The organism is Sphingomonas sp. PL20, from assembly GCF_017875905.1.
GTDB lineage: Bacteria > Pseudomonadota > Alphaproteobacteria > Sphingomonadales > Sphingomonadaceae > Sphingomonas > Sphingomonas echinoides.
In genome coordinates this window covers 4,055,927-4,082,218 of sequence record NZ_JAGINH010000002.1, presented here as the reverse complement: position 1 = coordinate 4,082,218, position 26,292 = coordinate 4,055,927, and the positions used below count along the sequence as shown (strand labels likewise).

Annotated in this window: 23 protein-coding genes; 16 read left to right on the top strand and 7 right to left on the bottom strand. The window is 61.6% G+C overall.

All coding sequences use genetic code 11. The features are described from left to right. Position 1: 1 nt before the first annotated feature. The 16 genes from H4W01_RS19240 to H4W01_RS19165 all read left to right on the top strand — a co-directional run bounded on the left by H4W01_RS19240 (position 2) and on the right by H4W01_RS19165 (position 17,635). Positions 2 to 1,321: a TraB/VirB10 family protein gene (locus H4W01_RS19240; RefSeq protein WP_209612870.1), complete on the top strand. Its 1,320-nt coding sequence runs from the start codon at positions 2 to 4 to the stop codon at positions 1,319 to 1,321. Then, positions 1,308 to 2,192, top strand: coding sequence for a DsbC family protein (locus H4W01_RS19235; RefSeq protein ID WP_209612869.1), 885 nt, complete (start codon positions 1,308 to 1,310; stop codon positions 2,190 to 2,192). Before H4W01_RS19240 ends, H4W01_RS19235 begins: the two co-directional genes overlap by 14 nt. Beyond that, entirely contained in the window at positions 2,189 to 3,184 is a 996-nt protein-coding gene (traV, locus tag H4W01_RS19230; protein WP_313912393.1) for a type IV conjugative transfer system lipoprotein TraV, read from the top strand. The genes H4W01_RS19235 and traV overlap by 4 nt, the downstream gene beginning before the upstream one ends. Before the next feature lies 1 nt (position 3,185). After that, the gene (traC, locus tag H4W01_RS19225; protein WP_209612868.1) at positions 3,186 to 5,777 is read left to right on the top strand and encodes a type IV secretion system protein TraC; all 2,592 of its coding nucleotides are present in this window, start codon (positions 3,186 to 3,188) and stop codon (positions 5,775 to 5,777) included. Positions 5,778 to 5,781: 4 nt separating this feature from the next. After that, positions 5,782 to 6,132 (top strand): hypothetical protein, encoded by a 351-nt coding sequence (locus H4W01_RS19220; protein ID WP_209612867.1) that lies wholly within the window; start codon positions 5,782 to 5,784, stop codon positions 6,130 to 6,132. Between the two features lie 4 nt (positions 6,133 to 6,136). Further along, positions 6,137 to 6,802, top strand: a complete 666-nt coding sequence (locus tag H4W01_RS19215; RefSeq protein WP_209612866.1) for a TrbI F-type domain-containing protein — start codon at positions 6,137 to 6,139, stop codon at positions 6,800 to 6,802. Then, on the top strand, positions 6,783 to 7,319 hold the full coding sequence (locus H4W01_RS19210; protein ID WP_209612865.1) for a S26 family signal peptidase: 537 nt from the start codon (positions 6,783 to 6,785) through the stop codon (positions 7,317 to 7,319). The genes H4W01_RS19215 and H4W01_RS19210 overlap by 20 nt, the downstream gene beginning before the upstream one ends. Before the next feature lie 5 nt (positions 7,320 to 7,324). Then, positions 7,325 to 7,972, top strand: coding sequence for a type-F conjugative transfer system protein TraW (gene traW, locus H4W01_RS19205; RefSeq protein WP_443024811.1), 648 nt, complete (start codon positions 7,325 to 7,327; stop codon positions 7,970 to 7,972). Further along, entirely contained in the window at positions 7,972 to 8,241 is a 270-nt protein-coding gene (locus H4W01_RS19200) for a hypothetical protein (protein ID WP_209612864.1), read from the top strand. The genes traW and H4W01_RS19200 overlap by 1 nt, the downstream gene beginning before the upstream one ends. Before the next feature lie 5 nt (positions 8,242 to 8,246). After that, complete coding sequence (traU, locus tag H4W01_RS19195) at positions 8,247 to 9,260, top strand: conjugal transfer pilus assembly protein TraU (protein WP_443024810.1); 1,014 nt, start codon at positions 8,247 to 8,249, stop codon at positions 9,258 to 9,260. 10 nt (positions 9,261 to 9,270) lie between these two features. After that, entirely contained in the window at positions 9,271 to 10,014 is a 744-nt protein-coding gene (trbC, locus tag H4W01_RS19190; protein ID WP_209612862.1) for a type-F conjugative transfer system pilin assembly protein TrbC, read from the top strand. Next, positions 10,011 to 11,924 carry a conjugal transfer protein TraN gene (locus H4W01_RS19185; protein ID WP_209612861.1) on the top strand — a complete coding sequence of 638 codons (1,914 nt, stop codon included), beginning with the start codon at positions 10,011 to 10,013 and terminating at the stop codon, positions 11,922 to 11,924. Before trbC ends, H4W01_RS19185 begins: the two co-directional genes overlap by 4 nt. A gap of 40 nt (positions 11,925 to 11,964) precedes the next feature. Further along, on the top strand, positions 11,965 to 12,297 hold the full coding sequence (locus H4W01_RS19180; protein ID WP_209612860.1) for a hypothetical protein: 333 nt from the start codon (positions 11,965 to 11,967) through the stop codon (positions 12,295 to 12,297). Between the two features lie 206 nt (positions 12,298 to 12,503). After that, on the top strand, positions 12,504 to 13,331 hold the full coding sequence (locus H4W01_RS19175) for a conjugal transfer protein TraF (RefSeq protein ID WP_209612859.1): 828 nt from the start codon (positions 12,504 to 12,506) through the stop codon (positions 13,329 to 13,331). Between the two features lie 65 nt (positions 13,332 to 13,396). Then, positions 13,397 to 14,797, top strand: a complete 1,401-nt coding sequence (locus H4W01_RS19170) for a conjugal transfer protein TraH (protein ID WP_209613468.1) — start codon at positions 13,397 to 13,399, stop codon at positions 14,795 to 14,797. 21 nt (positions 14,798 to 14,818) lie between these two features. Beyond that, entirely contained in the window at positions 14,819 to 17,635 is a 2,817-nt protein-coding gene (locus tag H4W01_RS19165) for a conjugal transfer protein TraG N-terminal domain-containing protein (protein ID WP_209612858.1), read from the top strand. A gap of 8 nt (positions 17,636 to 17,643) precedes the next feature. Here H4W01_RS19165 and H4W01_RS22900 read toward each other — a convergent pair whose 3' ends face one another. The 7 genes from H4W01_RS22900 to H4W01_RS19130 form a co-directional block, all read right to left on the bottom strand. Further along, on the bottom strand, positions 17,644 to 18,075 hold the full coding sequence (locus H4W01_RS22900) for a hypothetical protein (RefSeq protein ID WP_334685363.1): 432 nt from the start codon (positions 18,073 to 18,075) through the stop codon (positions 17,644 to 17,646). A gap of 188 nt (positions 18,076 to 18,263) precedes the next feature. After that, the gene (locus H4W01_RS19155; protein WP_209612857.1) at positions 18,264 to 19,268 is read right to left on the bottom strand and encodes an IS30 family transposase; all 1,005 of its coding nucleotides are present in this window, start codon (positions 19,266 to 19,268) and stop codon (positions 18,264 to 18,266) included. A 224-nt stretch (positions 19,269 to 19,492) separates the two neighbouring features. After that, positions 19,493 to 21,652 carry a topoisomerase DNA-binding C4 zinc finger domain-containing protein gene (locus H4W01_RS19150; protein ID WP_334685362.1) on the bottom strand — a complete coding sequence of 720 codons (2,160 nt, stop codon included), beginning with the start codon at positions 21,650 to 21,652 and terminating at the stop codon, positions 19,493 to 19,495. Further along, the gene (locus H4W01_RS19145; RefSeq protein ID WP_334685361.1) at positions 21,649 to 22,461 is read right to left on the bottom strand and encodes a PP2C family serine/threonine-protein phosphatase; all 813 of its coding nucleotides are present in this window, start codon (positions 22,459 to 22,461) and stop codon (positions 21,649 to 21,651) included. Before H4W01_RS19145 ends, H4W01_RS19150 begins: the two co-directional genes overlap by 4 nt. Further along, positions 22,403 to 23,080 carry a vWA domain-containing protein gene (locus H4W01_RS19140; RefSeq protein ID WP_209612856.1) on the bottom strand — a complete coding sequence of 226 codons (678 nt, stop codon included), beginning with the start codon at positions 23,078 to 23,080 and terminating at the stop codon, positions 22,403 to 22,405. The genes H4W01_RS19145 and H4W01_RS19140 overlap by 59 nt, the downstream gene beginning before the upstream one ends. A 152-nt stretch (positions 23,081 to 23,232) precedes the next feature. Next, on the bottom strand, positions 23,233 to 25,062 hold the full coding sequence (locus H4W01_RS19135) for an ATP-binding protein (protein ID WP_209612855.1): 1,830 nt from the start codon (positions 25,060 to 25,062) through the stop codon (positions 23,233 to 23,235). Continuing rightward, positions 25,055 to 26,245 (bottom strand): hypothetical protein, encoded by a 1,191-nt coding sequence (locus H4W01_RS19130; RefSeq protein ID WP_126849309.1) that lies wholly within the window; start codon positions 26,243 to 26,245, stop codon positions 25,055 to 25,057. Before H4W01_RS19130 ends, H4W01_RS19135 begins: the two co-directional genes overlap by 8 nt. Positions 26,246 to 26,292 lie beyond the last annotated feature (47 nt).

Below are 26,292 nucleotides of genomic sequence, written 5' to 3'. Positions count from 1 at the left end.
CATGGCCTTGGGTGATCTTCTCAGGCGCAAGCGCCTGCCCCTGGACGGTGGCGAAGACGGCGTGTCGCCGGTGTCGAGCGACCTGACCGCCAACGAGAGCGTTCGAAAGAGGCAGCGGCTCTTGCTCGCCGGGGTGGCAGGCGTCGGGCTGGTCGCCTCTTCATTCTGGATCTTCGGCGACGACGGCAGCAAGTCAGCGTCCTCTGGCGACGAGCCTGCCAAGGTCGAGGTCTCGACCAAGGACATGGTCAACAAGAACCTCAACCAGCAAGAGTGGATGGCTCTCTCTGAAAATCAGATGCAGTCGGTCGAGAACCAGCTGAAATCGGTGAACGGCCAGCAGCAGCGAATGGACCAGCTCGCGCAGCAGATCGAGCTGCTCAAGGGCCAAAACCAGGCGATGCAGGCAGACGGCGCGCGAGTGCTGACCGCTTACCAGCAGGAGAACGAGCAGCTGAGGCGGGAGGTTGCGTCCAGCCGGGCTGCTCCGCCGCCAACGCCCGGTCCTTCTGCGATGTACGGCCCCAACGGCACGCAGGGCTACCAGCGGCCGGATGGGACGTCTGCGCCCAAGATTGCGCCGATCGGGAGCGGGGCCGAGGTGAAGATGGTGAGTTTCCAAACCGCCGACGCGGGGATGGCAACACGGGTCGCAAAGGGAACGACGACCTACACCGACAGCATAAACTATCTCCCACCCAATAGCTTCGCGAGTGCCAAGGTCATCGTCGGTGTCGATGCGAGCGCCGGCGTGAACAGCCAGACCGATCCGCTGCCGGTCGTCCTGCGCGTCACCGGCCCGGCGCGATCGGTCTATCAGAACGGCCGGCTGCTCACGACAAAGATTGAGGGCTGCTTGATCAACGGGGCCGCCCGCGGCGAGCTTTCGAGCGAGAAGGTTTACGTCAAACTCCAGAAGATGACCTGTCCCCAGCCGGGGGGGCGTTACGCCGTATCCGAGGTCAAGGGCTTCATCGCGTTTGGCGGCAAGACGGGCGTCCGGGGACGCGTGGTTTCGCGCGAAGGGTCGCTCGTGACCCAAGCCTTCATCGCAGGCCTTGCTGGCGGCTTCGGGCGAGGATTCTCGGCCAATGCCAACTCGGTGTTCCAAGGCACCAACATTAGCACCAACGGTCAGCGCAACAAGCTGTCCGGCGGCGAGATCCTCGAGGGAGGCCTTGGTGAGGGCGTTGCCCAGACCGGGGACATGGTCTCGAAATACCTGATCGAGCGCGCCGAGCAATATCAGCCGGTGATTGAGATGCCGACCGGCATCGATGTCGAAATCGTCTTCCTGGAGGGTGTGTATGTTCGTAATTGACCGCTTGCGGGGGCTGGGCTCCCTTGCGCGTTCCGCTCCTGCGATCATCGCGATCGGAGCGATCGGCGTCGCCGGCATCGCGCTGGCGGCTGACGTCGCCGGGACTGACGAGGCACAGGTGACGGGGTTGTTGAAAACCCGACTGCCGAAGACCCAGCTGACAAAGGTCGAATGCAAGAAGATCGACGGCCTGTGCGAGGTGACCGCCGGCTCGAATCTGTTCTACGTCAGCCACGACGCGCGGTACCTGATCATCGGCCGGGTGTACGACATGGAGACGCGCCAGGACCTGACCGCGGCACGCCTTCTCGAGATCAACCCGGACATGTTGGTCGGCGGCGCGGCCAAAGCAAATGCTGCTGCGGCCGACGGACCAGAGGAGGCAGGCCCGGAAGTTTCGCTGGCGCGTGGCGGCGTGCGAAGGACGACGGGCCCGGTGCGGCCAGCGGCGCTGAATCTTGCGAGCCTGCCGGCAGACGGTGCCATCATATGGGGCAACAGGGCTGCCAAGCAGACCGTCACTGTTTTCACCGATTTCCGGTGCGGATATTGCCGCGCGTTGACCAATGTTCTGCGCAGCATGGACGTGCGCGTGGTCGAGCGGCCAATCTCGGTCCTCGGAAGCCGAGACATCGCCGATCGGGTCTATTGCTCGAAAAATCAGGAACAGGCCCTGCACGCCGCTTATGCCGGCGAGCCTTTTAAGGCGCCGAGCGCATGCGACACGAAGGGGCTCGATGCGAATGAGAAGTTCGCGCACCAGCATGGGTTGAGCGGGACGCCGGTCATCGTCCGCAGCGACGGCGCGATGATCGAGGGATATCGTCCGAGGGAATTCCTCGAGGCCTGGCTCAACGGGGCCAAGTCGTGATCGCGCGACGCCTTCGGGCGATCCGGTGCCGGGCGATCATCGCCACCGTCGTGCTCGTAGCTTTGAGCGGATGCGCGACGTTCGGCGGCAATGTGAAGGGCAGCTTTTCCTGTGCGGCGCCCGATGGTGTTTGCGCGCCCTCGTCTTCCATCGACGATCGGGCACTGGCGATGATCGCCGGCGACAACGCCGCTAGCGATGCCTCGCCGGCTGGTCCCTATATGGACTCGCGGCCAAAAGCGAAGGCCTGGCGGACATCGGCGGCAGGTCAACGCCTGACCATTGCCCAGGCAGATCCGCGGCGAACCCAGGAACGGGTGCTGCGGATCGTGTTCCAGCCCTATATTGACGAGCAGGGCCGGTTGCACGAAGCAAGCGCCGTCCACGCCGTGGTCCAGAGCGGCGAATGGCAACAGCAGGTCCTGGCCAGCGCGACCGCCATTCCCGATCGGAACGCACGGGGCGCGCCGTCGGCGCCGGAATCGCTCGCCGAAGCCGTCGACCGCGCCGACCCGGCGAACGGCGAGGTTGCGGCGATCGACCCCAATCTTCCGGATCCGGCCATTGTCGCCGCCGCCCGGGCGCGGGCGGCCGACCCAGTTGAAGCGATTAAATCCGAGGTTGCGGCCCGTCTCGCCCCCAAGACGGGCCGCACGCCGTCGGCGCACCAGTCGCCGGCGGCACAGGGAAGGATGCCCGAGCACCGCGATGTCCGCACCGGCCCAATGAGCGCGCCGCCGCCCGTTACCGGCGCCAGCACAGCCCAGAAGCCAGCTGTCGCGTCGGCTGCCGCGTCATCCTCAAAGACCGCGGTCAGTCAGGAGGCCGCGGCGCGGGTGAAGGCCACTCCGCAATTCCAGGCGGGCGCCACCCAGGTCGAAGAAGCGGCGCGGGGCAGTGCGCCGACGGCGCTGCAATCCGACCCGAAGCCGACCTCGAAGGCGACGGTCCGCGCAGCCGGCTTTCCGGGCGCCGTCCCGGAGGACAACTGACATGGCGGGCGGATTCTTCGACGAACTGCTCGCCGGCGTGTTTGGAGACAGCAAGCGCCCGGATACGCAGCGGCCGGACCTTGCGGTGCCCATGCTGGCCCATTGGCTTCCCTACCGCAGCCACGATCCGAAGACCGGCATCTTCTACAACAGCGCGTCGCGCGGCTTCGTGATTGAAGCGGCGCCGCTGGTCGGCGCCGATGAGCGAACGGGCGAGATTCTCGCGCAGTTCCTATCTGAGGGGATACCGGCTCCGGGCTGCCTGCAGTTTCACCAGTGGATGTCGCCGCGCATCGGCGAGCGCCTGTCGAAATGGTATTTGCCACGCTATTCCGCGCGCGGCGTCTACGAACGGATGGCGAAGCACCGCGTTGATTTCCTGACCGACGGGGTCTGGGAATCGCTCTCCGCCGACGCGCCATTCTGTCTGCGCAACCACCGCGTCGCCATCTCCTATTCCACCCCGGAATCATCAAGCGTCTCGGTCGAGCAGATTGTCTCGGTGATGGAAGGGATCATTTCTTCCTTGCAGTCGATCAACGTCTCGGCCCGCAAAATGGACCCTGTCGCACTGATCGGATGGATCGACGACATTACCTCGCCGACCACCGCCGCCGGCGACGACGCCGTCAGCTATAATCCACTCGACCCGATCGCGGACCAGGCCATTCGCCGCGACATCGAACTCCTGGTCGAGCCGGATCGGATGCTACTGCGGACCGAACGGTTCAGGCCGACGGGCAAGACGCTGGAGGGCGCGCCGGAGATCGGCGAGATCTACCCGGACGTCTTCGATGTCCGGTCCTTCTCGGTGCGCAACCTGCCAAACCGCTGGGCACCTTGGGATGTGGCACGTCTGATCGGCGACATGTTCACGGACAAACTGCGCATGCCGTGCCCGGTCGCAACGAACCTGTGCATCGATTTCCCCGACGCGCAGGCCTCGACCAACAAGGCCAGCTACAAGTTCATGCGGACGACAAGCCTTGCCGACTCCAAATCGTCGAAATTCCTGCCGCAGCTGCGCGAGCAATCGCAGGAGTGGCGCTACGTCAACGAGGAGATCCGGCAGGGCCGCAAGCTCGTTCGCGTGTTCTTCAGCGTCACTGCGTTCTCGCCCAAGGGCAAGGGCGACAGCAACGAGCGGGTTCTGAAATCGGTTTACCGGGCAGCCGGCTGGGATCTTCTCGACGATCGATACCTGCAGGTCATGGGTCTGCTCTGCGCGATGCCGATGACGATGGCCAACGGGCTGTCGAAGGATCTCGAGCGCATGAAACGCATGCGTACGCTTCTGACCACGACGGCTGCGAACCTTGCGCCGCTGCAGGGAGAATATCTTGGGGGCACGGTGCCGCACCTGCTGTTGATCGGTCGGCGCGGACAGCCCTTCTTCTGGAGCCCTTTCGAGAACGCCGCCGGCAATCATAATGTCGCGGTTTTCGGCAAGTCCGGTTCGGGAAAGTCGGTCGCGCTCCAGGAACTTTGTGGCTCGTTGTGTGGCGCCGGCGCGAAGGTCGTGGTCATCGACGACGGCCGATCGTTCGAGCATTCTGCAAAGCTCCAGGGCGGCGCGTTCGTCGAGTTCACGATGAGCTCGGGATTCTGCCTCAACCCCTTCTCGATGATCGATCAGGAGCAGGCGGCCGAGGACGAAGACTATCTTCTCGACTGCATGGCGATGCTCAAGGCGATCATCAATCAGATGTCGCGCCATATAAACCTGCTCGACGATACCGAACGTGGCCTGATCGACGGCGCCGTCAACCAGGTGTGGGAGGAACATGGCAGCCAAGGGTCGATCGACCTGGTGATCGAGGCGCTGGAGGCGACCGGCAACCCGCTTGCTTCCAATCTCGGCATCGCCATGCGGCCTTTCTCGTCGGGCGGGACCTATGGGAGGTTCTTTCAGGGCCAGGTATCGTTCGAGCTGAAAGCGCAGCTCACGGTGTTCGAGCTCTCCGATCTGTCGGCGCGCGAGGAGCTGCGCAGCGTCGTGCTGACGGCGATCATGTTCATGTCGCAACAGATGATGCGCAAGCTCGATCGATCGATTCCAAAAGCGCTGTTGCTCGACGAGGCGTGGCAGATGCTCCGGGGTGGCGCGATGGCCGACTTTATCGAGACCTATGCCCGCACGTGCCGCAAGTACGGCGCCTCACTGGTCACGGCGACCCAGTCACTCAACGACTACTACAAATCGGCCGGCTCGATCGCGGCGCTCGAGAATTCCGACTGGTTCGTCATCCTGCAGCAGAAGCCGGAGACGATTGCGGACTTCAAGAAGCATGATCGCTTCGAGATGGACGACTATACCGACGCCCTTCTGCGGTCGCTCAAGCGCAACGGATTCGAATATTCCGACATCATGATCAAGGGTCCCGACACGCTCGCGGTCGGGCGTCTGGTACTCGATCCCTATTCGGCGACTTTATTCTCGTCGAGCCCGACGACCTTCGCCGCAATCGACGCGCTGATCGCCGAAGGCATGAGCATGGACGAGGCAATCGAGCGGATCGCCTTTCCCGACAATCCCGAGAAATGGGTCAGCAATCTCGCCCCTGCGGACGAGATCGCGATCGCCGCGGAGTAGCGAGATGGCGACGGACATCACCCGGCCCACTGAGGCTCTCGCAGCGGACGCCAGGCGGTCTTCACAGTGGCGATCAGTCTTGTACTTCACGCTTCACGGTTTCGGGTTCGTCGGCTCGACGCTCCTGATGACCTGGGGACTGTTCTTTCTGTTCTTCCTCGCCATCGGCGGCTTCGCGTTTGATGGCTTCATCCACCAGCTCAACAATTTCACAACGCGCTATGTGGCGGCGGATGCAGCACGGACCGGTGCCTTCCTCAACATCTTCGCGATCGCGCACATGATCCTCTCTACGGCCGTGATCGCCTTCCGCCGAGACAGGATCCTCCCCGACCGGACCCACGAAGGAGTGTAGCGTCATGGCTGAGCAGCCCGAACTCGATCTCCCGCCCGGCCCAGCATCTCCCCCTATGGTCGCACCCGCGACACGCAGAACCGGCTTCGGTGGATTTAGCAGGCAGCAGATCTTCGTTGGGCTCGTTCTCCTTGCCATGATCGTCTGGGGTATGTGGGTGACGAGGGCACTCACAGCGCCAAAGGAGGAGCATATCGCGTCGGCGCGCCTGTCGGCACTGGTCGGCGACTATGTCGAGGCGCAGCGCTTCTCGGGCTCTCCGCCCGATCGGGTCCAAGCCGAGATGCGTGCGTTCATGGCTTCGCTCGACAAGGAACTTCAGCGGCGCAGCGCTAACGGCCAGGTTGTGCTCGTCGGCGAAGCGGTCCTCACCAAGAATGTGCCGGACATCACTGACAGCCTGAAGAAGGCGGTATTCGCATCCGGCGTGCCCGTCCCAAAGCGCATCTCGGTCGAAGAGCTGCAGCGCATGCAAGAGCTTTCCGCCGCGCAGGCAGCCCTCGCTGCGGCCCAGCCGGCGACCTTGGCACCGCAGGACACGCTCAACCCCATGGCCGCCGCGCAGGCGCTTCCGTCGGCAGGGCGCGCGCCGCCACAGGAGATGCTTCCCGCGGCCCGAGGCGCGTCAGTCTCCACCTTTGGAGGACCCGATGGCAACGGCGGCCAGTGAACCCGCGATCGCGCGCTGGCGGCCGCGCAAGCGCCTATGGGCGCTCTTGGGACTGGCAATCGCCGGAACGGTGGCGCTTGGCGCAATCAGCAGCTGGCGCGATAGCCACCTGCTGCTGATCAATACGACGGACTCGCTGCCGAACTGGGCGTTTCTGATCCGTCGTTATCAGCGACCGGAGCGCGGCGACTATCTTTTCTTCGACCCGCCGGCCAGCGCGCTGCTGCGACGCCATTTTGGGGCTAAACCGCAGATGTTCGGCAAGATCGTCTACGGGATGCCGGGGGATGTGGTGGCCCATCTCGGTCCGATTGTCACAGTCAACGGAACGCCCGTCAGCCGCATGAAGTCACGAACCAAGGCGGGAGAACCGCTCACGCCGGGGGGCGTGGGGCGGATACCCGCCGGTTGCTACTATGCGGGTTCGCCGCACCCCGATGGGTTCGACAGCCGATATGCTGAAGTCGGCTTTGTCTGCGGCCGTCAGATCATCGGCATCGGGGAGCCAGTGTTGTGATCCGGATCCTCGCCGGTGCGGCCGGGATCGCACTGCTCAGTGTCACAGCATTCCTCGCCAGCCCGACACGATCGGTAGCGCGCGACTATGGCCAAGCGGCTCAGGCATTCCCCGTGATTGAGCCCGACTTGCTCTCGACAATCGAAGCGCGGCTGAAACGAGCCGAGGCGACCGGCGAACTCGCGCAGACGAACGAGATGTTCGCAAAGCGTGTGGAAGCAAAGGTGCGGCGCCCGACGCCGGTCGCCGGCATGTCGCCGGCGATCACTGCCCGCGAGTGGGATTATGATCCATCGGTCCGGCTCGAGCGCGACATCCACGACCAGAAAGGCAATTTGATCGCGTCGGCCGGACAGACAATCAACCCGCTCGACTTTGTCACAATCAAGCAGGCCCTCGTTTTCATTGACGGCGATGACGCTGGCCAGCTCGCATGGGCGACCAGTCACTACACCGATCTCAACGCGAAGATCATCTTCGTCAGGGGGTCGCCGCTCGAGGAGATGACGAACCGGAAACGGCGGTTTTACTTCGACCAGGCTGGCAAGCTGACGTCGCGTTTCGGAATTGAGCATACGCCGGCGGTGGTCCGGCAGAACGGCCGTGCCATGCGCGTCACTGAGCAAGTGCTGAAGACGGGGAGGGCCGGCTGATGCCGCTGTGGCTCGATCTGCTTTGCACTCCGATGGCAGCGCCCGAAACACGCACGCTGCGCCGCATGCGCTACATATGGCAGGCGATGTGTCTCACCTGTGCGGTGGCGATCGGATTCTTCTCGTCGATCCGGCATGCTGTCGGCCGCGCCGCGCCGATCGGTGCGGCCGTCCTCCTGATCGGCACCGCGGCATACACTTGCCTCTACCTTATGCGAAAGCAGCGGGCCGATCAGGCCTTCTTCGATAGCGTCGGAGGCACGGAGTGACTCGATTGATTCCCCGCGCGTTCGGCCTTGTCGCGTTCATTCTCGCCATGGTCGCGATGTCACCGCCAGCGGCCGCCGCTGGACCGACATGCAACGGCAAGTTCGTCAATCCGATCACGGATGTCTGTTGGTCGTGCCTGTTCCCGCTCTCCGTCGGAGCCATGAAGATCTGGCCGAGCAGCCGGCCTGATCCCAGCAATCCCGCGTCGCCAATCTGCGCGTGCGCCGACCCTCTTCCCCGGATCGGTATCTCGGTCGGATTCTGGGAGCCTGCGCGCCTCGCCGACGTGACCATGAAGCCGTGGTGCTTTCCAAATCTCGGCGGCATCAGGATCGCGCCGGGGTTCGATATCGGCCAGGGCTATCTGACGGGACCGTCAATGGTGGGCGGCCGCTCCCAAAGCACGGCCAAATGGCACGTCCACTGGTATGTCTATCCGCTGCTGTACTGGATGGAAATCCTGACCGATTTCGCCTGCTTCGAGCAGGCGTCGTTCGACATCGCCTACATGACCGAGGTCGATCCGCTCTGGCAGGATGACTCGCTCGCGGCGCTGATCAATCCCGAGGCGATCGTTTTCGCCAATCCGATCGCCCAAGCGGCCTGCGCCGGCGACTGCATCGCCGGTACCGTGAACCTGCCGCTCGATCCGCTTTTCTGGTGCGCTGGCTGTCAGGGGTCGATGTACCCGCTCAACGGCAACATCCCGTCGTCGATCGGGCATGTCCAGTCGTCACGGCTCGCCTTGTCGCGGTTTGCCTACAAGATGCACCGCGAAGCGCTCGCCTGGGGCACGATGGGTTCGGCCGGGCTGTGCAAGAAGTACCTGATGCCGATCATGCGGAAGCAGCAATATCGCTTCCAGATGGTCAATCCGATACCGACCGTCAGCGGCCGTTTTGCGTGCTCGGCGATCGGGGCTTCCACCATGCCGCCCGACGCGGGGCGCGCCTATCCCGCTGGTGGCGAGGACATGGGCTACCTCGTGTGGCGCAAGCGCAATTGCTGCGTGTTTTAGGGGACTTGCGATGCGCCTTCTCACCATGGGCGTGTTGGCGCTCCTCGGAACGGCGGGACTTTCCGCGCTTCTCGCTCGATCCGTCGACGGCGTCGACGTTCAGGCGGTCAAGAAGCGCGCGGCCGATCTCGCCGCCGAGGCTCAAGCGTTCGTCGACCAGGTGAAGGACCGAGGCGATCAGTTTCGCGAGGACGCTGAAACCGTTCGGACGAGTGGCACGGAGAACATGCGGCGGGTTGCCGGGACCGAGCTCCCGAAAGGCCCGACAGGGGCCGTGGACTTCGACGAAATTGTGCAGGGCGCAGCGAAAAATGTCGGTGCCCGCAGCGGCGAAGCTCCGCAGTTCATCGTGTTCGCCAGCCTCTCGATGCCCGACCCCGCGCTCAAGCAGCTGGTGCGCGACACGGCGAGCGCCGGCGGCGTGGTCGTGTTCAGAGGCTTCCCCAATAACTCTGCCAAGGAGTTCGTCGGGCGGATCAGCAAGGTGGTCGAGCGCGATCAGTTTGCGAACATCGGCATCGATCCGCGGCTCTTCCGCGCGTTCGACGTGCAGGCGGTCCCAACTTACGTCGCCGTATCGTCGGACTTCGATCTGTGCGCGGGCTTCTCCTGCACGACGAAGCTTCCACCTTATGATCGCATGGTCGGCAACGTCACTGTCGATTACGCGCTCTCGACGTTCGCCAGTGGCAATGGGCCGGGCGCGCGGATCGCGGCGGTGGCACTCTCCAACATGAAGCGGGAACGGCAATGATCGCCCGCCGCGTCCTCAGTGGTCTGTGCGCGATGCTGCTCGTCACGCAACCGATCGCCGCGCAGCAAATGACCGTCGAGCAGGCCCGCGAAGAGGGCAAGGCGATGGCTCAGGAGAAGAGGAACGACTCCTCGCTGGTCCCCTCCAGCGACGCACAGGCAGCGTCGGTCCCTGGATATACCGGGACCAACCAACCTCAGAGCACCTATTACGACGATCCCGACAAGCTGGTTGCCGATAGCCAGGCAATGAAGTCCACCAACGAACAGTATCAGGTCACGACAGATAGCGCCAATGTCCGACCAACGTTCAGTAACGCTGAGATCCTGGCGACTACAACGCGGGCCACGGCGGTGGAGAATGATCCCTCGACTTACCTTGAGGGTGAGGCGATCGGCTCCTCGAGCGGCAGTTGTACGCCTCTGCCGCCAGGCGCGGGAACCGCCGGCTATTACGAGGCGACATGCAACGTTGGGGCCAAGGTCGACACGACGACAGGGGCATGTTCCGTCGGCCTGAGCCATAGCGTCCGCCAAAGCTACACCTACACCTGTGGGACGGCCAAGCTGACGCACGAGGTCACAAGCTGCGTGCGCTACCAAGGTCGCACCTGCGTTCAATATTCTACCGCCGTCACCGTCACCAGTTCGCTCGACAGCTGTACCGGCTACGCGGCCGCTCCATCCTGCTCCATGACCAACGAGGCTCTGGCGGATAACCATCGCCGCTACGTCGTCGGTCGAGATGCAAACTATTACTCGACGACATCGACACGAACTTACAGTTGCTCGAGTGAGACGGCGTCCCCGGCAGGGGGCTCGGCGAGGTTCGGATCCTGGAACAGGACCGCGGCGCCAGGGACATTGATCGGCGTCGAGAATGTCTACGCCGGTTCGGTGAAAGACGAAACCGCTTGCTCGGCTTGGGCAGGAAACAGCAATTGCTCGGTAACGGAGGAAGTTTGTACATCGAGCGACCCGGAGACGCGGGTCGTGAACGGCGTCGCGATAACGCAACCCTGTTGGGCGTGGGACCGGACCTACACCTGCAACACGGTCGGCACGGGCAACGACTGCGGCACCCTGTCTGCGAATCCGAAGTGCTCGTACGTCCGCGACGAGTGCCTCGATGATCCGGATGAGGCCGGACCGGGCCCATGCAAGACCCTCACGAAGGTCTACAAGTGCGAGACGCCTGCCGGCACATCTGCCGACACCAAGCAGTATATCTGCGGCAACGACGTCTACTGTATCAACGGCGACTGCGAGCCGATCGTTCGCGAGGCATCGACCGAGTTCAAGGATGCCCTGGTCGGTCTCCATGCGCTCGACCAGGCCGGCAAGGAGTTCAACGAAACCGATCTCAGGGTGTTCAGCGGTACACGCGAGACCTGTCACAAGCCGGTTTTCGGGCTGATCAACTGCTGCGCAGGAAAGGTTTCAGGCGCCGTGCCCGTCGCCGCCGGCGCCGCAGCGCTCGCCGGCGGGCCCGCGGCGATCGCCGCCTTTGCTACGCCGTTTCTCGTCTTGTTCGCCTGTTCTCAGGACGAAATGAAACTCGATATCAAGGACAGGATGGGCTTCTGTCATAATGTCGGCACCTATTGCTCATCGAGCTTTCTGGGAATCTGCTCGACGAAGCGCACCGCCTACTGCTGCTTCGAGAGCAAGCTGTCGCGCATCCTTCAGGAGCAAGGACGAGTGCAGCTGCGCAAGCCATGGGCCAGCCCCAAAAAGGAGCAATGCCAAGGCTTCACTATCGAGGAGTTTGCGTCCCTCGACCTGTCAGTGATGGATTTCACCGAGGTGTACTCGGACTTCATGGATGCGGCGAAGCTGCCCGACGAAGTCCAGACCATGTCCGACATCCAGGACAAGATTCAGGCCTATTATGATCTGCACGGCAAATGATCCGCCTCCATCGGGCGACAGCCCGGCATGCGACTGGGCCATGACGGTGCTCGAGCTGGCGATCTTCATCGCCGTCTTTCGTGCCGTGCAGCCGGTCGATACCGACGTCATATCCGAGATCCTGTGCCGCTGGTTCGAATGTTTCATCGCGCCCGACGACATCGCAGCGGCGGCAGCCGGCATGGTTGGCCGAGGCTGGCTGGTCGTGGTCGGCGGGAAGCTGAAAGCCACCGAAGACGGCCGCCGGGTGGCGCGCCACCTGGTGAACGGAATCATCCGGATGTTCGACCAGGGGACGAGGCTCATCGACGTCGCGCTGATGATGGCCGTGCTGAGGCTCACCAGAGAGGAGTTGGGCGATGCCGATGATTGAGATGCCTATGCTGATCGCGATGCTGATGCTCAACACGGTGCCACCACGGCCCGTCACTCCACCGACAGATCATTGCAGTGGCCGGCGCGTTCCCGACGGCTTCGACTGCTGCCTTCACCTAGCAATCTGGAACGGCCAGTCCACGCTCTCTTCGACCTTCACCTCTACCCCGCGAACCCGAGCCGACGATGAAAGGACGATACAGGATGTCACGAAACGCTAAGCTTTCGCTGCTTCTGCTGATCTTGTCACCCGTCGGTGCCACCACTGCCACCCGGGCGCAGGAGGCCACGACCGCGCGCGATGCGATCGAGCATGACGCGCCGGATGATTTCTATTGCGGTGAGCGCAAGCTCGGGCAGTGGTTCTATTGCACCAAGCCCAAGCCGACCGAAAACGCACGAAGCGCGGCGCCGGAGCCCACAGTGAGCGCGGCGGAGCGGATCGCCGCGATCACCAAGCAGCTGGACGAGCTGAAGGCGCGCGCGATCCTCGAGCCGACTGAGGCGAATGTGATCGCCTACGTCCGTTTCCAGCGCGAGCAATTGGATCGCGCATCGACTTTTTCGGATACCTGGCAACGGGCTTTGTGGCAAAACCCAGACCTCGACTACACCCTGCAGCGGCCGGTTTCGACTGTCGGTAAGAGGCTTTGGCTCGACAACCGCAAGGCGGACCGTGACGCCGTGCTGACGAACCTCGGGCAGCGCTACGGTCTGTTTTACTTCTACGCGCAGAGCTGCGGTGCTTGCGAAGTCTTCGCGCCAATCCTGCGGTCGGTGACCGACAGCCACCGCATGACCGTGATGGCGGTTTCTATGGATGGCGGGCCGAGTAAGGACTTCCCCAACTACGTCGTCGATTCCGGGCAACGATCACGGATGGGTGTCCCCGGCAACGAAACGCCGGCGCTCGTGCTGTTCGACACGCAGACCAAACGGACGATCCCGGTCGGGTACGGCGTGCTCAGCGCCGATGAGATCATGGATCGCATCTTCATGCTGACCAACACCAAGGTAGGGAGCGACTACTGATGGAACGGATAATAGAGCAGGGATGGGTGCGCGTCCTTCGCCGGAAAACCGCGGCATGGCTGGCCCTGGTAGCCGCGTCGCACCTTGCGCTTGTCGGCGTAGCCAGGGCCGACGTTGCATCGGAGATGAACGGCTTCTTCAACGACGCGGGCGGCGCTGCGAATGTCACCGGTCCGACTGCGTTCCAGGGGCAGTCTGCCGGCTATTACTCCTTGGGAAACGTGTGGACCCGCTTCCCTCAGAAGAGTGTCTCGCCCTTCAACCTGCAGCTGCCATCCGCGCGCGCCGGCTGCGGCGGGATCGACCTCTTCAGCGGCAGCTTCTCGTTCATCAATGCGTCTGAGATCGTCGCAATGCTGAAGGCGACGGCTAACAATGCGCTTGGCTTTGCTTTCAAGCTCGCGATCGATTCCGTGTCGCCGGAAATCGGCAAGGTCATGGATGAATTCAGCCAGAAGGCACAGCTCCTCAACCAGATGAATATATCGAGCTGCGAAACCGCGCAGGCGCTCGTCGGCGGCATTTGGCCGCAGATGGATTCCACGCGTTCGACGATCTGCGAGGCGGTCGGCAACAGCCAGGGGGTGTTTTCGGATTGGGCGGCATCGCGCCAAGGTTGCAATAACGGCAATAAGCGCGACGCGACGATCGCAGGCAACACCGACGGCAGCATGAAGGACCAGCTCGTCGGCGAGCCGCACAATTACACTTGGGAGGCGCTGAAGAAATCGGCAAAATTTGGCGCATTCGATCAATCCTTCTCCGAGTTCGTCATGACGTTGGTCGGCACGGTCGTAACGACGCCATCGACCGACCCGACCGTCGGCGGGAAGGTCGTGATGTTCGGCCCGGCAGAGGAAGCGGTAGTGACGGCCCTTCTTGACGGCACGGCCAACGCGCCGGCGGTGAAGATCCTCAAGTGCAACGACACGAACTGTTACGATGTCGGCGAACAGACCCTGACCGTGCCGGCATCGGCCGCGTTGCGACCTCGGATCGCCGGCATGATCAAGTCGATGAGCGGAAAGATCCGGTCTGACACCGCCCTTGATGCGGCTGAGAAGCAGCTTCTGAATCTCGCAACGGTGCCGATCTACAAAATCCTCGCCGTGCAAGCGTACGCGCATTACGCGCTGACCGATGGCGAGATTGAGACGTTGTCGGAGATCGTTGCGGTCGATCTGCTGGCAGCGATGCTGGACAACATGCTCGATCGCGTCGAGCAGGCACAGACCCATTACCAAACGTTCGATCAGGCGACTGCGACCCAATGGAAGCAGCAGATCGCGGCAACCCGGCAGAAATTCTCGCAGCGGGACGTCAAGCTCAACAACAAGCTGCAGGTGACGATGCAGATCATCAACCGCAGCATCATGCTCGAGTCCACCCTGCAGAATTCAATGACGCCCGGCATGTCGTCGGCGCTCAACTTTTCGCGCGGGCTGAACGCCCAGGGGCTCATGTAAAGCGGGGTAGGGGCCAAAGCGATGTTGGAGGTCTTCACGGTCGGCGGCGGCGAGTATCTCGTCAATACCTTCAACGCCGTCGCGGCATGGTCGGGGGGAGGGGGATACCGCTCGCTCCTCCGTGTCGTGATGGTGATGGGCCTTATCTACTCGCTGCTGGTGGTCGCATTCACGCTCAATTTTCGCGTGTGGTTCAACTGGTTCCTGCAGTCGACGTTGATCTATCTTTGCCTCATGGTGCCGACGATCGACGTCAAGGTTACCGACCGGATCAACCCGTCGCTCGCGCCGGCGACGGTCGCCAACGTTCCGCTCGGGCTGGGCGTCCTCGCAAGCTTCACCACCCAAATCGGCGACTGGCTCACTCGTACGGCCGAAACGGTCTTCGTGATGCCCGGTGAGCTCAATTACACGACGAACGGCATGGTTTACGGCGCGCGCCTGTTCGACGCGACGCGCAACTTCGTCGTCCGCGACGCCGAGTTTTCGACGAACCTCGAGGAGCATTTCAAGAAGTGCCTCTTCGGCGATGTCATGCTCTACCAGAAATCCCTGACCAATCTCGCTCAGTCCAAGGATCTGTGGGCGGACATCGGACCCGGCTCGGAGGCCCGCTCCCAGGAGTGGCTTGAACGACAGGGCGACGGGACCGTCAACAACTTCATCGTCACCTGCCGGCAGGCCTACCAGATGCTTGACGCGCAATGGGCGCCGATGATCGAAGCCAACACGCCGCTCTGGGGCAAGGAGCTTTATCCGAAGCTGAGCAACACGTTGGCGGCTGACAAGCTGAAGCACGACCTGCCGATCGCCAACGCGGCGTTCACCGGCTCGGCCAGCAGCTATTCGGATTCGATGCGCCAGAACACCGCGATCAACGCATTCATGCAGGCACGCAATAGCATGGCGGGTGGTTCCGGCGCGGCTACGATCGATACGTTCGCTCAGACCCGCGCCGACATCCAGGCCCGCAACACCTATAACTCGATCGCCCAGCAGGCGATGGCGTGGGTCCCTATCCTGAACATCGTCCTAACCGTCGTGTTCTTCGCGATGTTCCCGGTGATTTTTCCCCTGTTCCTGATGCCGCAGACCGGGCTCGGCACGCTCAAGGGTTATGCGATGGGGTTCTTTTACCTTGCCGCATGGGGACCGCTCTACGTCATCCTCCACATGATCTGCATGACCCGGGCGGAGGCAGCGGCCACGGGCGTGGCAGATGGCGGCGTGACTCTGGGGAGCTATGCCGGCATCGCCGCCGTGAATGGCGAGACCGCGACGATCGCCGGCTTCATGCTGATGAGCATCCCGTTTCTAGCTGCCGGTCTGGCGCGCGGCGCCATGTCGATCGCGGGGCAGGCAACGTCGATGCTGGCGCCGGCGCAGAACGCGGCAGAGGCAGCGGCGCTCGAGCAGACCACCGGCAACTATTCCTATGGAAACGTAAGCTGGGCGAACGCCACCTCGAACATGCGCCAGAGCGATCAATGGTCCACGGCACCGAGCTTCATGGGCGGTGCTACGAGCGTCGGCTGGCGCCAGGACAATGGTGCAGTCGTGTCCGGGTTCGGCAATGGCCAGGACGTTATCGACATGGGTAGCGCGATTTCGCGGCTCGGCTTCACGCCGACCATGAACTCTGGAACGGTGGCTGAGTGGCGCCAAATGGCGAGCCAGGCACACCGGCAGGCCGAGGCGTTCGAAAATGCGGCGCAGGATATCCTCACCAGCACGCACACGAACCGTAGTGCGTTCGGCACGTCATCGGAACGCTCGTCGGGCTTCGAGTCAGGGAGCGGCCGGTCGGCGAATACTAATATCGAGCAGTTCGACAGGACCACCGGATCCAGCTCGCAGGGCCTGGAGGAGCGATCTTCGACCAGCCAAGGGCAGCGGATTTCCCAAGGGCATGATCGCGGTGCGGCAACTAACGACCAGGTCACCGGGTCCCTGAGCGCAGGGTCGGGTAGTGGCTCTGGCAAGGGAACTGCGGGTAGAAAAGGTGGCCTCGGCGGCCTTCTTCCGAGTAGCAGCGGCAGCTTGGGTGTGAGCAGAACCGGCCAACAGACTGACGGTCTGCGGTATGGAACAGAAGAGACTCGTTCGACTGACAACGCTAGTTCTTCGTCAAGCGGAGTCCGGGATGAACATTCCAGCGGTAGCGGCGCCTCAACCTCCGACGGTACTTACGATCGCTCGGGCGTCTTTAGCCGAGCATCGTCAACTTCGTCGTCCTCTCAAAGCACGGAAGATTCACTGGCCAAGGCAAGGTCCTACTCCGAGGCCGCACGCCGAATGGAGGAGCTCGCTCAGTCGCTGTCCCGTGACGCGAGCTTTGCAGAATCGCACGGCATGCAGCTTAGTGAGAATATGAGCCAGGATCTTGCGCAGTGGTACCGGCAGCAACAGGCGATGCATCCCAACATGGATGCGCCGGAGCTATGGGCAACCGGCTTGACCGATCATCAGCGGGCCGTGCGCAACGAGATGATCCAGCAATGGTCGCAGGAGAAGCGCGATGCGCTCTGGGAAGAGATTAAGGGAAATCTTCCGGAGCCCTCTCTCGTCGATGTGCATCGGACCGACGTCGGAGGCGCTGCTGCGGTACGCTCGTCCTATCATCCACACGGTGTCGATCGGATCGGTGGTGGTAGTCCAGGAGGTGATCCCGCTGCCGCCGCCAAAATCATCGATGAGGGCCGTGGGAAACTTGATGACGACAGGGCGGTTGCCGCGGCTGCGCGTACGAGCCGCGCGCAGGCAACGGTTGACCTACAGTCAGAGGTATCAAGGGATCACAATCGCGGGTTCTTTAACGATCCCGACTTGCGCAAGTGACCGTAGATCTAAAGAGCGACGAAAAGGTAGGCACCCGTCGCAACAAGAAGCAACAGCGAGATCATGCCGCCAATAGCTTTGCCGACGGTCAGAGGACGATCATCAAGGCGCTCAGCAATCCTGTCATGTCCCAAATGTTCTTCGGGGACATAAAAGGGACCGCCAGGCAGATCCTTCGTCGCCATATAGGTTCTAAGATCGTACATGGGTGACAGCTCCGAACGGCCGGCAGTATAGTGCGTTCGAGGTTTGTTCGCAAGGATCAGACTGTAGTGCGCTAATGGTTGGGAGGAGACGACATGCGTGCGGACGTTCGGGAGGTCCTCAAGATTGCGGCGGGCGTTTTCCTGGGCCTGACGGCATTCTGGCTGGCGTCCATAATCCTCTCCGCTCTCACGTCCCAGGGTGCGCAAGAGCGCAACGCCCAGGGTCTCCTTCAAAGGCAGTTCGCACCCGCCCACTGACGAGCTGGCCGGAACTTATGCGCTTCAAACCCCGGATCTTCAGAGACAAGTCTCTTAAGGATAATTCAGGAGGGCCTTGCGCTTTCCATTTGAAGTGCGACTTCCGTGGCTTGCATAGCACTTCAGCCATGGTTGGGGCGAGCCCCAACCATGGCTGACCAAATTTACCCTGCCCGAAGGATGGCAATTTGCTCTCCCAGCACCTCCTGCGGCGTTCGGTAGTCGAGGCATTTGCGGGGCGTGTTGTTGAGCCGGTCAACCAGCGCCTGGAGCTCCCTGTCCGACACCAGCGCGATGTCAGTATCGAGCGGTAGAAAGCGCCGTATCCGGCCGTTGCTGTTTTCGACGCTGCCCTTTTGCCATGGCGCCGATGGCATACAGAAATAGCTGGTCATGCCGAGTTTCTCTCGCAGGGTTAGAAAGGCGGCAAATTCCGTCCCCCTGTCGAAAGTTATGCTTTGGCGAAGGGAAGGGGGCAGGGCCTTCAACTGCCTGTCGATACCCGCCATGACACCGGCCGAGTGACGGCTCGGATTGCGCGTCAGGATCGTAAATCGGCTACGCCGTTCGACCAGCGACGTCAGGTTCGTTTTGCCAAATTCCTGCCGGAAAGCCACCAAGTCGCCTTCCCAATGCCCAAAGCTGGTCCGGCGACCGATTTCCGCAGGCCGCGCCTTGATCGTGTTGGCCAGCGGGATATGGACGCCGCGCGGCTTGCGGGCATAGCGCCGACGTCGTGATCGGCGAGCGCGAGGCAGGAAACGCCACAATCCCTGGTCACGACCTACGCCGCCATAGACATATTGATAGATCGTCTCGTGGCATATCGAGAGACCGGCCAGGCGATGCCGGCGAACATAACCAGCGATCTGTTCGGGTGACCAGGCCGCCGCCAGACGATCCATGATATAGATGGCCAGTTCAGGATGGCGCGCAACTTTGGCACCGCGCACACGGCGACCCGTAGCCTTGGTCTGCGCGATCGTAGGGAAATAGCCGCGGAACAGCGGCTCCTCGTCAAGATGTCGGTTGCGTTTGATCTCGCGATAAAGCGTCGAGGGGTGACGCCCCAGTTCCATCGCCGCCTGCTTGACGCTTCGCCCAGTCTGCACCAGACGATATAATATTCGCCGCTCGTCCAATCCGAGTTGATGATATCTGCCCATCATTTGCATTCCTTGAAAAGGGGAAACCCCATAGAAATCCAAGGAATTCGCACTTCAATCTAGAATCCGCCCCTCTATATTTTTAAGACTGATAATAATGATTATGTTAAATAATATCAATGTGTTAGCTGGATATCTATAGCCGCGGTAGCACCGCTTTCCAAGCTCGTCCGAGGATCGGGCTTATCGGACACAAGTCTGCGCTGCCGCCACCGTTTTGGAGTGCATTAGTTCCGCGTCCCACGACACGTCGGATAGCGAGTGCATCCCCAGAACTGTTTGCCAGCGCGATGACCTTTCCGAGCGGTCCGGCGCTGCATCGAAGATCCGCACTGCGGGCAGCTCGGCGCGGATGCGCCTCCTGTCGAAGGCGAGCGAGGCGGAGTACTAGGCGATAGCGTCGGTGAAGGAGCCTGCCGGGTCTGTAGCGTGAACGGCGCAGTAGTCGGTACTGGAATTCCAATCGACTTGAGATCGTGCGCTGCCTGAGCGCGCTTCGCGAGCGCTTCCATGAGCGCGGGATCGCCGTTCCGCGCACGGATCGCGACCTGCTGCGGGCCTGTCTGCAGCGCGGCTAGGGCCGAGCGAATCTTAGTCTGGAGATCAGCACGCTTTGCGGCCCAGTTGGCGCGAACGGCATTCTCAGCCTGCACGTCGGAGGCGTCTGGAGCCGAGTTGTAGGTAAATCTGTTTTCGTGTGCCTTGCGCCATGCGAGCAGCTTCGCCGTCATCGCCTCACCAAAGCCGGGCACAGCGCGTACGGCGGTCGACTTGATGTCTGCGGCGGTCTCGATCCCATAGGATGCGAGGGTCGCCGTCTTGGCCGCGCCGATTCCGGCGATGCGGGCACGCCGGATGAGAAAGCGATCGAGATACTCCTCCCGCTTCCGCGCTTCGCGTGATGCCTTCAGTTTCTGGATATTCTGCGCGAGGTCGCGATCGAGGTCGCGGTACACTCGAATCCAGACCGCGACGTCGGCTTGAACCGTGACCAGTTCGCTGAGGCCGAGCCGATCAACGAACCCCTGCTGAAGTGAGCGAACCCGGGTGTCGGCATCGCTGTAGGCCGTCTTGAACGGTGCCTGTTCGACCGATCCGCCGAAGAACCTGATGAGGCCGAAGATGCCGATCCCGATCCACACGATCGCGAAATTGGCGGCCGCCAGAAAGCCGCCGACGGCGGCTATCATGGCCACAGCCCCCAATGCCCGATGGCCCATGCGCGCCCGGTTGGCCGCAGCGACTGCCTCACTCACGGTCGTAATCTGACCGGACCAAATTGGGAGCAATGAGGCTGGATCAGGCAGTTTGATGGCCGCGAACTGCGCCGCGATCCGCTCTATGTCAAACGGCCCACCGGGTGCGATCTGTGGGGTGGGCCCAAGCAGGTCGGGGAACATATCGACCCCGGACTGGCCGGCGACACGGCACCATAGGCAGGATGACGCCGCTGACGGATAATAATGGGTGCGAACCTTTCCGCAGTGACTCAATGCCTGCTCGAGTTCCTTCATCAGGGTCGCCCAAGTGGCAGCGCTTGGCCGCGCCGCCGAATTTCGACCGAAGGCCGCTTCAAATGCGGCGGCGATCTGCGGTGGGAAGTCTTTCAAACTCACCGACCCGGGCGGCGGTGTGGTGCGCGTCTCCGACGTGCGGACCTGTGAAAAGGCGAAGCGATGCTGTGCAATCGCGTCGCTCATAGAAATGTCACCGCCGGCGAAGCGGCCGGCGTAGGGGTGCTTTCCCATAGCTAGGAGGTGGAAGATGGCCACCGCCAAGCCGAAATTGTCGTGCGCTTCGGTGCGGCGGACGGTCGATAGATCAGCGCTGTGCAGTTCGGGTGGCGTGAAATCAGGCACGCCGACCACGCAGGGGAATAGCTTGCCGTCCCTGGAATACTGGAAGCTGTCCGCGTCGATAAGCGAAACGGTCGCCTCGTTCGACACCAGAACACCCGAGTGGTTGAAGTCGCCGATGACGCAGCCGCTCCGATGGACCTTCACCACGGCGTTGGACACGTTGAGGGCCGCGCGCACGAGGAAGCGGTAATCGGCCTTTGGGAAATGAGCCTTGCGAGATTTGGGGCCGTAGAGCTCGTGGATAGGCCGGTAGCCAGATACGAGGCGCATCAGGAAACCGAGGAAGCCCCCTTTGCCATCGGTCGCGATCGCGGCAGGGAACGCCACCAATTTCGTGGTGTCGGCAAGGTCGGCAAGCACCATCGCTCGCACCTTCGGTTCGCGTTTCGCCCGCAGCTCGTCCTTGTAGATTTTGACGGCGCTGTCTGGCTTGTTCTCGACAGCAAAGACCTCGCCTTCGCCCCCCTTGCCGATGCGCTTGCCCAGCGCGAATGGCTGGCCATCGATTTTGATCGCCGGCTGGGTCAAACCCGCGATACCAGTACCAGCGTCTTGTCGTCGTCGGTGCGATCGCAGATCGCCGGGCCGTCGAGGTAGCGCCCCAAAGCTGCCGAGAGGCTGGCCAGTCGCCCACGCTCTGCCGCTTGGTCGACCGGTTTGATCATTGGATCAAAGAAGCGCGCGTGGGGCTCCTGGTTGGCATGGTGCAACGCTATGCTGTCGATGCCATCGGAGAACGCCGCGAAGGCGTCATAGACGCCAGCGGTTTTGCGAGTGATCTGCAGGCGCGGTTCCGGATCGTCTGTCACGAAGTAGGTGGTGGCGGCAAACTCACCATTCTCGGGCCAGCAGATCGCTTCCCACTGTCCTGCCTTCCGCGCAACCAGGGCGCTGTCACCGATCTGCAGCGCCAGTAGTTCGTCGCCAAAGACCGCGAGGGCAATCAGGGTAGATGCGAACTGGCGCTTTGTGAGTCCCCGCTTCTCAGCGACCAACGCAAGCCGGTCCCTGACCGCATCGAGCCACTCGTAAATCTGATCGTCTGGCGGCAGCCCGTCGTGGTTCGCGATCCAATCGCAGATAGCGGTCGACAGTATTCGGCAGACAAGGGAAGCGCCCTCGCCGCCGTGACTCGAGCTGCCCGCTCCGTCCGACACCACAACGCACAACGTAGCGGGCCCTGGGACCTTAACGGCGTAAGCGTCTTGCTTCCGCGTTCCGGCTTTAAGGTGCGACGTTCCGATCCTTGAGGCCGCGGCCCACCGCCACCGCCCTGGATCAGCCGGCAACGGCCCAGCCGTCCGGTGCCGTGGGGTTGGCAAGCGGCACGGCGTCACCAGGATTGGACTGTGAAACCGCGCTCAGCGAGCTCGAGAGCCACTGGAACAGCTCGCGGAAGGCGAGACCACGCAGCTTCAGCGGAGCACGCGTTCCGATCTGGGAGAGCACGGACATGTCTGCGCCTTCCACGCCGGCGGCGTAGAACATGAATTCCTTGCGCTCTTCCCCTTCATGGACGCGGCGCTTGGCTTCCTGCCAGCTGTCGGTGGGAGCGCCGTCGGTGATAAGAAAAACCCATGGCCGATAGTATTTGACACCGTTCGCACGGTATCGGTCTTTCCGTTGCCGAAGAAGATCGAGCGCCGTCACGACAGCCTCTCCGAGCGGAGTAGCGCCGTTGGCCTCGAACGCCTCAGGATACCAACCATCAACGGTGGTGAAATCGGTGCGCGTCTGAACAGGACCGAAGGTGATGATGGCTAGCTCAACGCGCTTTGCCGCCATGGCATCGCCAACGAGCTCCTCTTTGAACTCGATCAGCGCATGGTTGAGCTGATCGATCGGGGCGCCACGCATTGACGTTGAGGTGTCGATGAGGAGGACGCAGGGGCAGCGCTGCTCAGGGTTCTCTGCGAACTCGGCGTCGGCAAATGGCTGTTGTTCAAAATCGTCCACGAATCAATTTCTCCCGACTAATAGTTGGTTTTTCATAGCGTGAGCGGTGCAACTGACCCAGTCCGGTCATGAGCGATGAACGTCATTCCAAAAGTATGATTCTACCCAACGCGCTGGCGAGAGGCGCACCATCCCGGTGGACAGGTAGCGTATCATGATGCCGCAAGCATCTTACCTCTCCAACGTTCGATGACATCGTCGAAATTGACCTCCCGCCATCCCGCATTCCACTCTTGAAGGTAGTTCACGCTTCGCGAATGCGGCTCAGGCACGGGCAATGCAAATCGCCCAACCGTTGGCATGAGGGGCGCGTCTCCAACCGTGAGGAACTCGCCCTGGCCGAGGTTTGGAAGGAGGTCGCCAATCCCGGCAGACAGGTCCGGCAGCAGCGATTTGATATAGCTTTGATCTACCGAATTGGTGAGCCGCAGCGCGATGAAGTTGCTGCATTGCGAGAAAATTGTCTCAGAGACCTCTGACGGTCTCTGACTCACAACCATCAGCGTCACCCCATATTTTCGGCCCTCTTTGGCGATGCGTTCGATCGATTTCCTGGAAGAGTCATATTGAGCACCGCCGGATCGAGGCACATAATTATGGGCCTCCTCGCAAACGATCATGATTGGCACGTCGCTGACTTGGCCGCCCACGTGGCGGCTTTTCGAATAATGGAATCCGAAGTCGAAGATCATTCTGGAAATGAGACTCACGACGATACTGAGGACCTCGAATGGGATTCCGCTGAGATCCACAATGGAGACGTTCGATTTCGTAAGGTAGCCGGTGAATTGTCGTACCACGTCCGCAAAGTCGCTGGTCGATAACGAGCTGCCATCGGCTTTCTGCGGATAGAAGAGGAAGCGAAGGCGCGGATCCGCGAGACGGGTACGGAGCCGGAGGATGAGCCGATCGAATTCGCCGTGGAACGGACCGTTCGACGCCTTCGTCGCGGCAGCGGTGGACGAAACCACGAAGCTCTGTACTGCATCGAAATAATACGTGTCTCGGTCCGCGATGAGCGTTCCAGCCGCCAGCTTCGGCTTTCCCTCGTCGGGCAACTTGCCGATCACCTCCGAGTTCATGTTCTCCAGATAGGTCACCACCTCATCGATAGAAAAATAGACGGGGCTATCGAACGACACGTTTGAGAGGCCGGGGTTATGCCGACACTTATTCCGCACGACGGCATGGCGGAATTGCGAAACTTGGTTGTGCGAGTTGAGTTCGTTGCTCTCGATGAACATCTCTTCCAGCTCTTGGGCGTTCATCAGCCAATAGGGCAGCCGGAGAGTGTCCACGTCGAGCAGGTTGAGTGTGAAACTTTCCTCGTCGGCAAGCCGGAACGCCGCAGCATACTCGGCATGGATGTCGAAGATCACAATATGCGCGTTCTTTTGCGCGGCTTTGTGGCTGTTCGCCTTGGACTCGATCCCAACCACGGTCTGAAGTATCTTGGCGACCGCGCATGACTTGCCGGATCCAGTCGAGCCGACCACGGCGACATGCTTACTAAAGAACCGGTCACCATCGATGTCGAACCGAACCTCAGGAGCGATGCTGAGTGTACCCAGCGGGAATGGGGATTTGATTTGATGCGAGAAGATGCTGCTCAGCACCTTCGGAGGAGTGACATAGGCAAATTCGGTCGGCACCGGCAACGAATGCGAGCCTCGGGTGAATTCGCTCTCGTCGGACAGGGTGCCGATGGGTTGCGTATCGACCTGAAATCGGAAGGCGACTGCCTCAGCGTCTCCGCCGACCTCGGCGTCGCTAGAGCCATGGGATCGCTCGGTATGAGACGCGCGTACCGCGGTGATCGTACTCAGCAGGTGGAGACTATTTCCCGAGGCGATCAGGAGATATTGGCCTACGCCAAGCTTCGACTTGTGCTTTTCGAATTCTTCCGCCCCGCTGATTTCAATCCGAATAAGCGAGGGCGAGCTGTCGGTCACGCAGCCGATTGGGGCTCCAAGCTCAAGCATAATCGTTCCTTAGCTGAAGCGCGTATTCCAGGTCGGAGAGGCGCTCGATCTCAAATTTGTGAACGTTGACGTCTGGATGGTCCCAGTCGTCGTCCGCGATGTTCACTAGGAACAGATCGTCCGGTCGCTTCGGGCCTGTTTCGGTCACGACCGAACGCTTCGCCAACCTCACCCTGAACTCGAGTTCGTCTGGGCTTTTCCGTCGCATCGGCTTTCGGAAAAGTTCAGTGGGCCGAAACTCGGTGCCGCCCACCAAGCCGTTTGCACATCGGAGGCCCACGTCGTGCAGTCGCGCCTGCAATGCGCCGACGTCATATTCTCCCGTGATTGCGAAAAGCGGCGGGTTGGCGTGCAGATATTTGAAGCTATAGCGCTCGCTGAACTTCTTGATAAATCTGACTATCTCGCCGTCAAAATTGGCGATCATCGTCGGATCGATCACGAAGTACCGTCCTCGTGAATTCTGACCGAGCGAGAATTTCAGATCCTTGCGCAGTCGCTGGAAAATTTTGGCACGAGTCGCAAGCTCGCGAGTCCAGCGCGTAAAGGTGACCTGCCGCACATCGTTCAGCGCCGTGATGAAAGCCGATGGCTCAACCGTCCGCTCCGCAGCTGTCGACCGGGTAGCTAGGTCGACTATGCGCTGGAAGGCGTTCGGATATACGATCGCGTCGACGTCCTCGGACGAGAAGCCCTTCGCGTTCAGCGAAGCTAGGACCCTGTCCTGAAGCGCCTCGCAGGTAGGCCCAAATTCGATCGAAAACCGGCTCAGAAACAGGTCCAAATCCGCTCCGTGCGCGAGGCGTGCCACTATCGCCTTGAGTGGCACGGAATTGGTGGCGAGTACTGTCTCCAGCTCTGTGCGCGTTAATGATTGTGAACCGGACGAACCAGGAAAATAGCAAAACAGTCTGTAATGAACCTTCGGAGGGGCGCTATGATGAGAGAAATGCTCCAGCATCAGCAGGATTGGCTTGTAGACCTTTCCCAATGTGAACTTCTCAGCCTGCTCGTGATATTTGCACTGCACGGCCGTCGTTAGGTCCGGTGTCGTGACGTCGATGTCCTCGATCGCTCCCTCGATCGTTATAGTAGAGCCGTCAGTCGCTTCGAGGATCTCCGAAAGATATCGGAGAAACTGATAGACGTAACCTTTGATCGAATATTCGGCAGTCCGCGCCACAGCATTCATCCTCCTATGTTGAGCGTGGGCTGCTGGTCCCAACCGGT

Excerpts from the sequence above, each read along its gene's own strand:
- H4W01_RS19240 (WP_209612870.1), top strand. The coding sequence starts at position 2 with ATGGCCTTGGGTGATCTTCTCAGGCGCAAGCGCCTGCCCCTGGACGGT.
- H4W01_RS19235 (WP_209612869.1), top strand. The coding sequence starts at position 1,308 with ATGTTCGTAATTGACCGCTTGCGGGGGCTGGGCTCCCTTGCGCGTTCC.
- traC (WP_209612868.1), top strand. The coding sequence starts at position 3,186 with ATGGCGGGCGGATTCTTCGACGAACTGCTCGCCGGCGTGTTTGGAGAC.
- H4W01_RS19220 (WP_209612867.1), top strand. The coding sequence starts at position 5,782 with ATGGCGACGGACATCACCCGGCCCACTGAGGCTCTCGCAGCGGACGCC.
- H4W01_RS19215 (WP_209612866.1), top strand. The coding sequence starts at position 6,137 with ATGGCTGAGCAGCCCGAACTCGATCTCCCGCCCGGCCCAGCATCTCCC.
- H4W01_RS19210 (WP_209612865.1), top strand. The coding sequence starts at position 6,783 with ATGGCAACGGCGGCCAGTGAACCCGCGATCGCGCGCTGGCGGCCGCGC.
- H4W01_RS19200 (WP_209612864.1), top strand. The coding sequence starts at position 7,972 with ATGCCGCTGTGGCTCGATCTGCTTTGCACTCCGATGGCAGCGCCCGAA.
- trbC (WP_209612862.1), top strand. The coding sequence starts at position 9,271 with ATGCGCCTTCTCACCATGGGCGTGTTGGCGCTCCTCGGAACGGCGGGA.
- H4W01_RS19185 (WP_209612861.1), top strand. The coding sequence starts at position 10,011 with ATGATCGCCCGCCGCGTCCTCAGTGGTCTGTGCGCGATGCTGCTCGTC.
- H4W01_RS19180 (WP_209612860.1), top strand. The coding sequence starts at position 11,965 with ATGACGGTGCTCGAGCTGGCGATCTTCATCGCCGTCTTTCGTGCCGTG.
- H4W01_RS19175 (WP_209612859.1), top strand. The coding sequence starts at position 12,504 with ATGTCACGAAACGCTAAGCTTTCGCTGCTTCTGCTGATCTTGTCACCC.
- H4W01_RS19165 (WP_209612858.1), top strand. The coding sequence starts at position 14,819 with ATGTTGGAGGTCTTCACGGTCGGCGGCGGCGAGTATCTCGTCAATACC.
- H4W01_RS19155 (WP_209612857.1), bottom strand. The coding sequence starts at position 19,268 with ATGATGGGCAGATATCATCAACTCGGATTGGACGAGCGGCGAATATTA.
- H4W01_RS19135 (WP_209612855.1), bottom strand. The coding sequence starts at position 25,062 with ATGCTTGAGCTTGGAGCCCCAATCGGCTGCGTGACCGACAGCTCGCCC.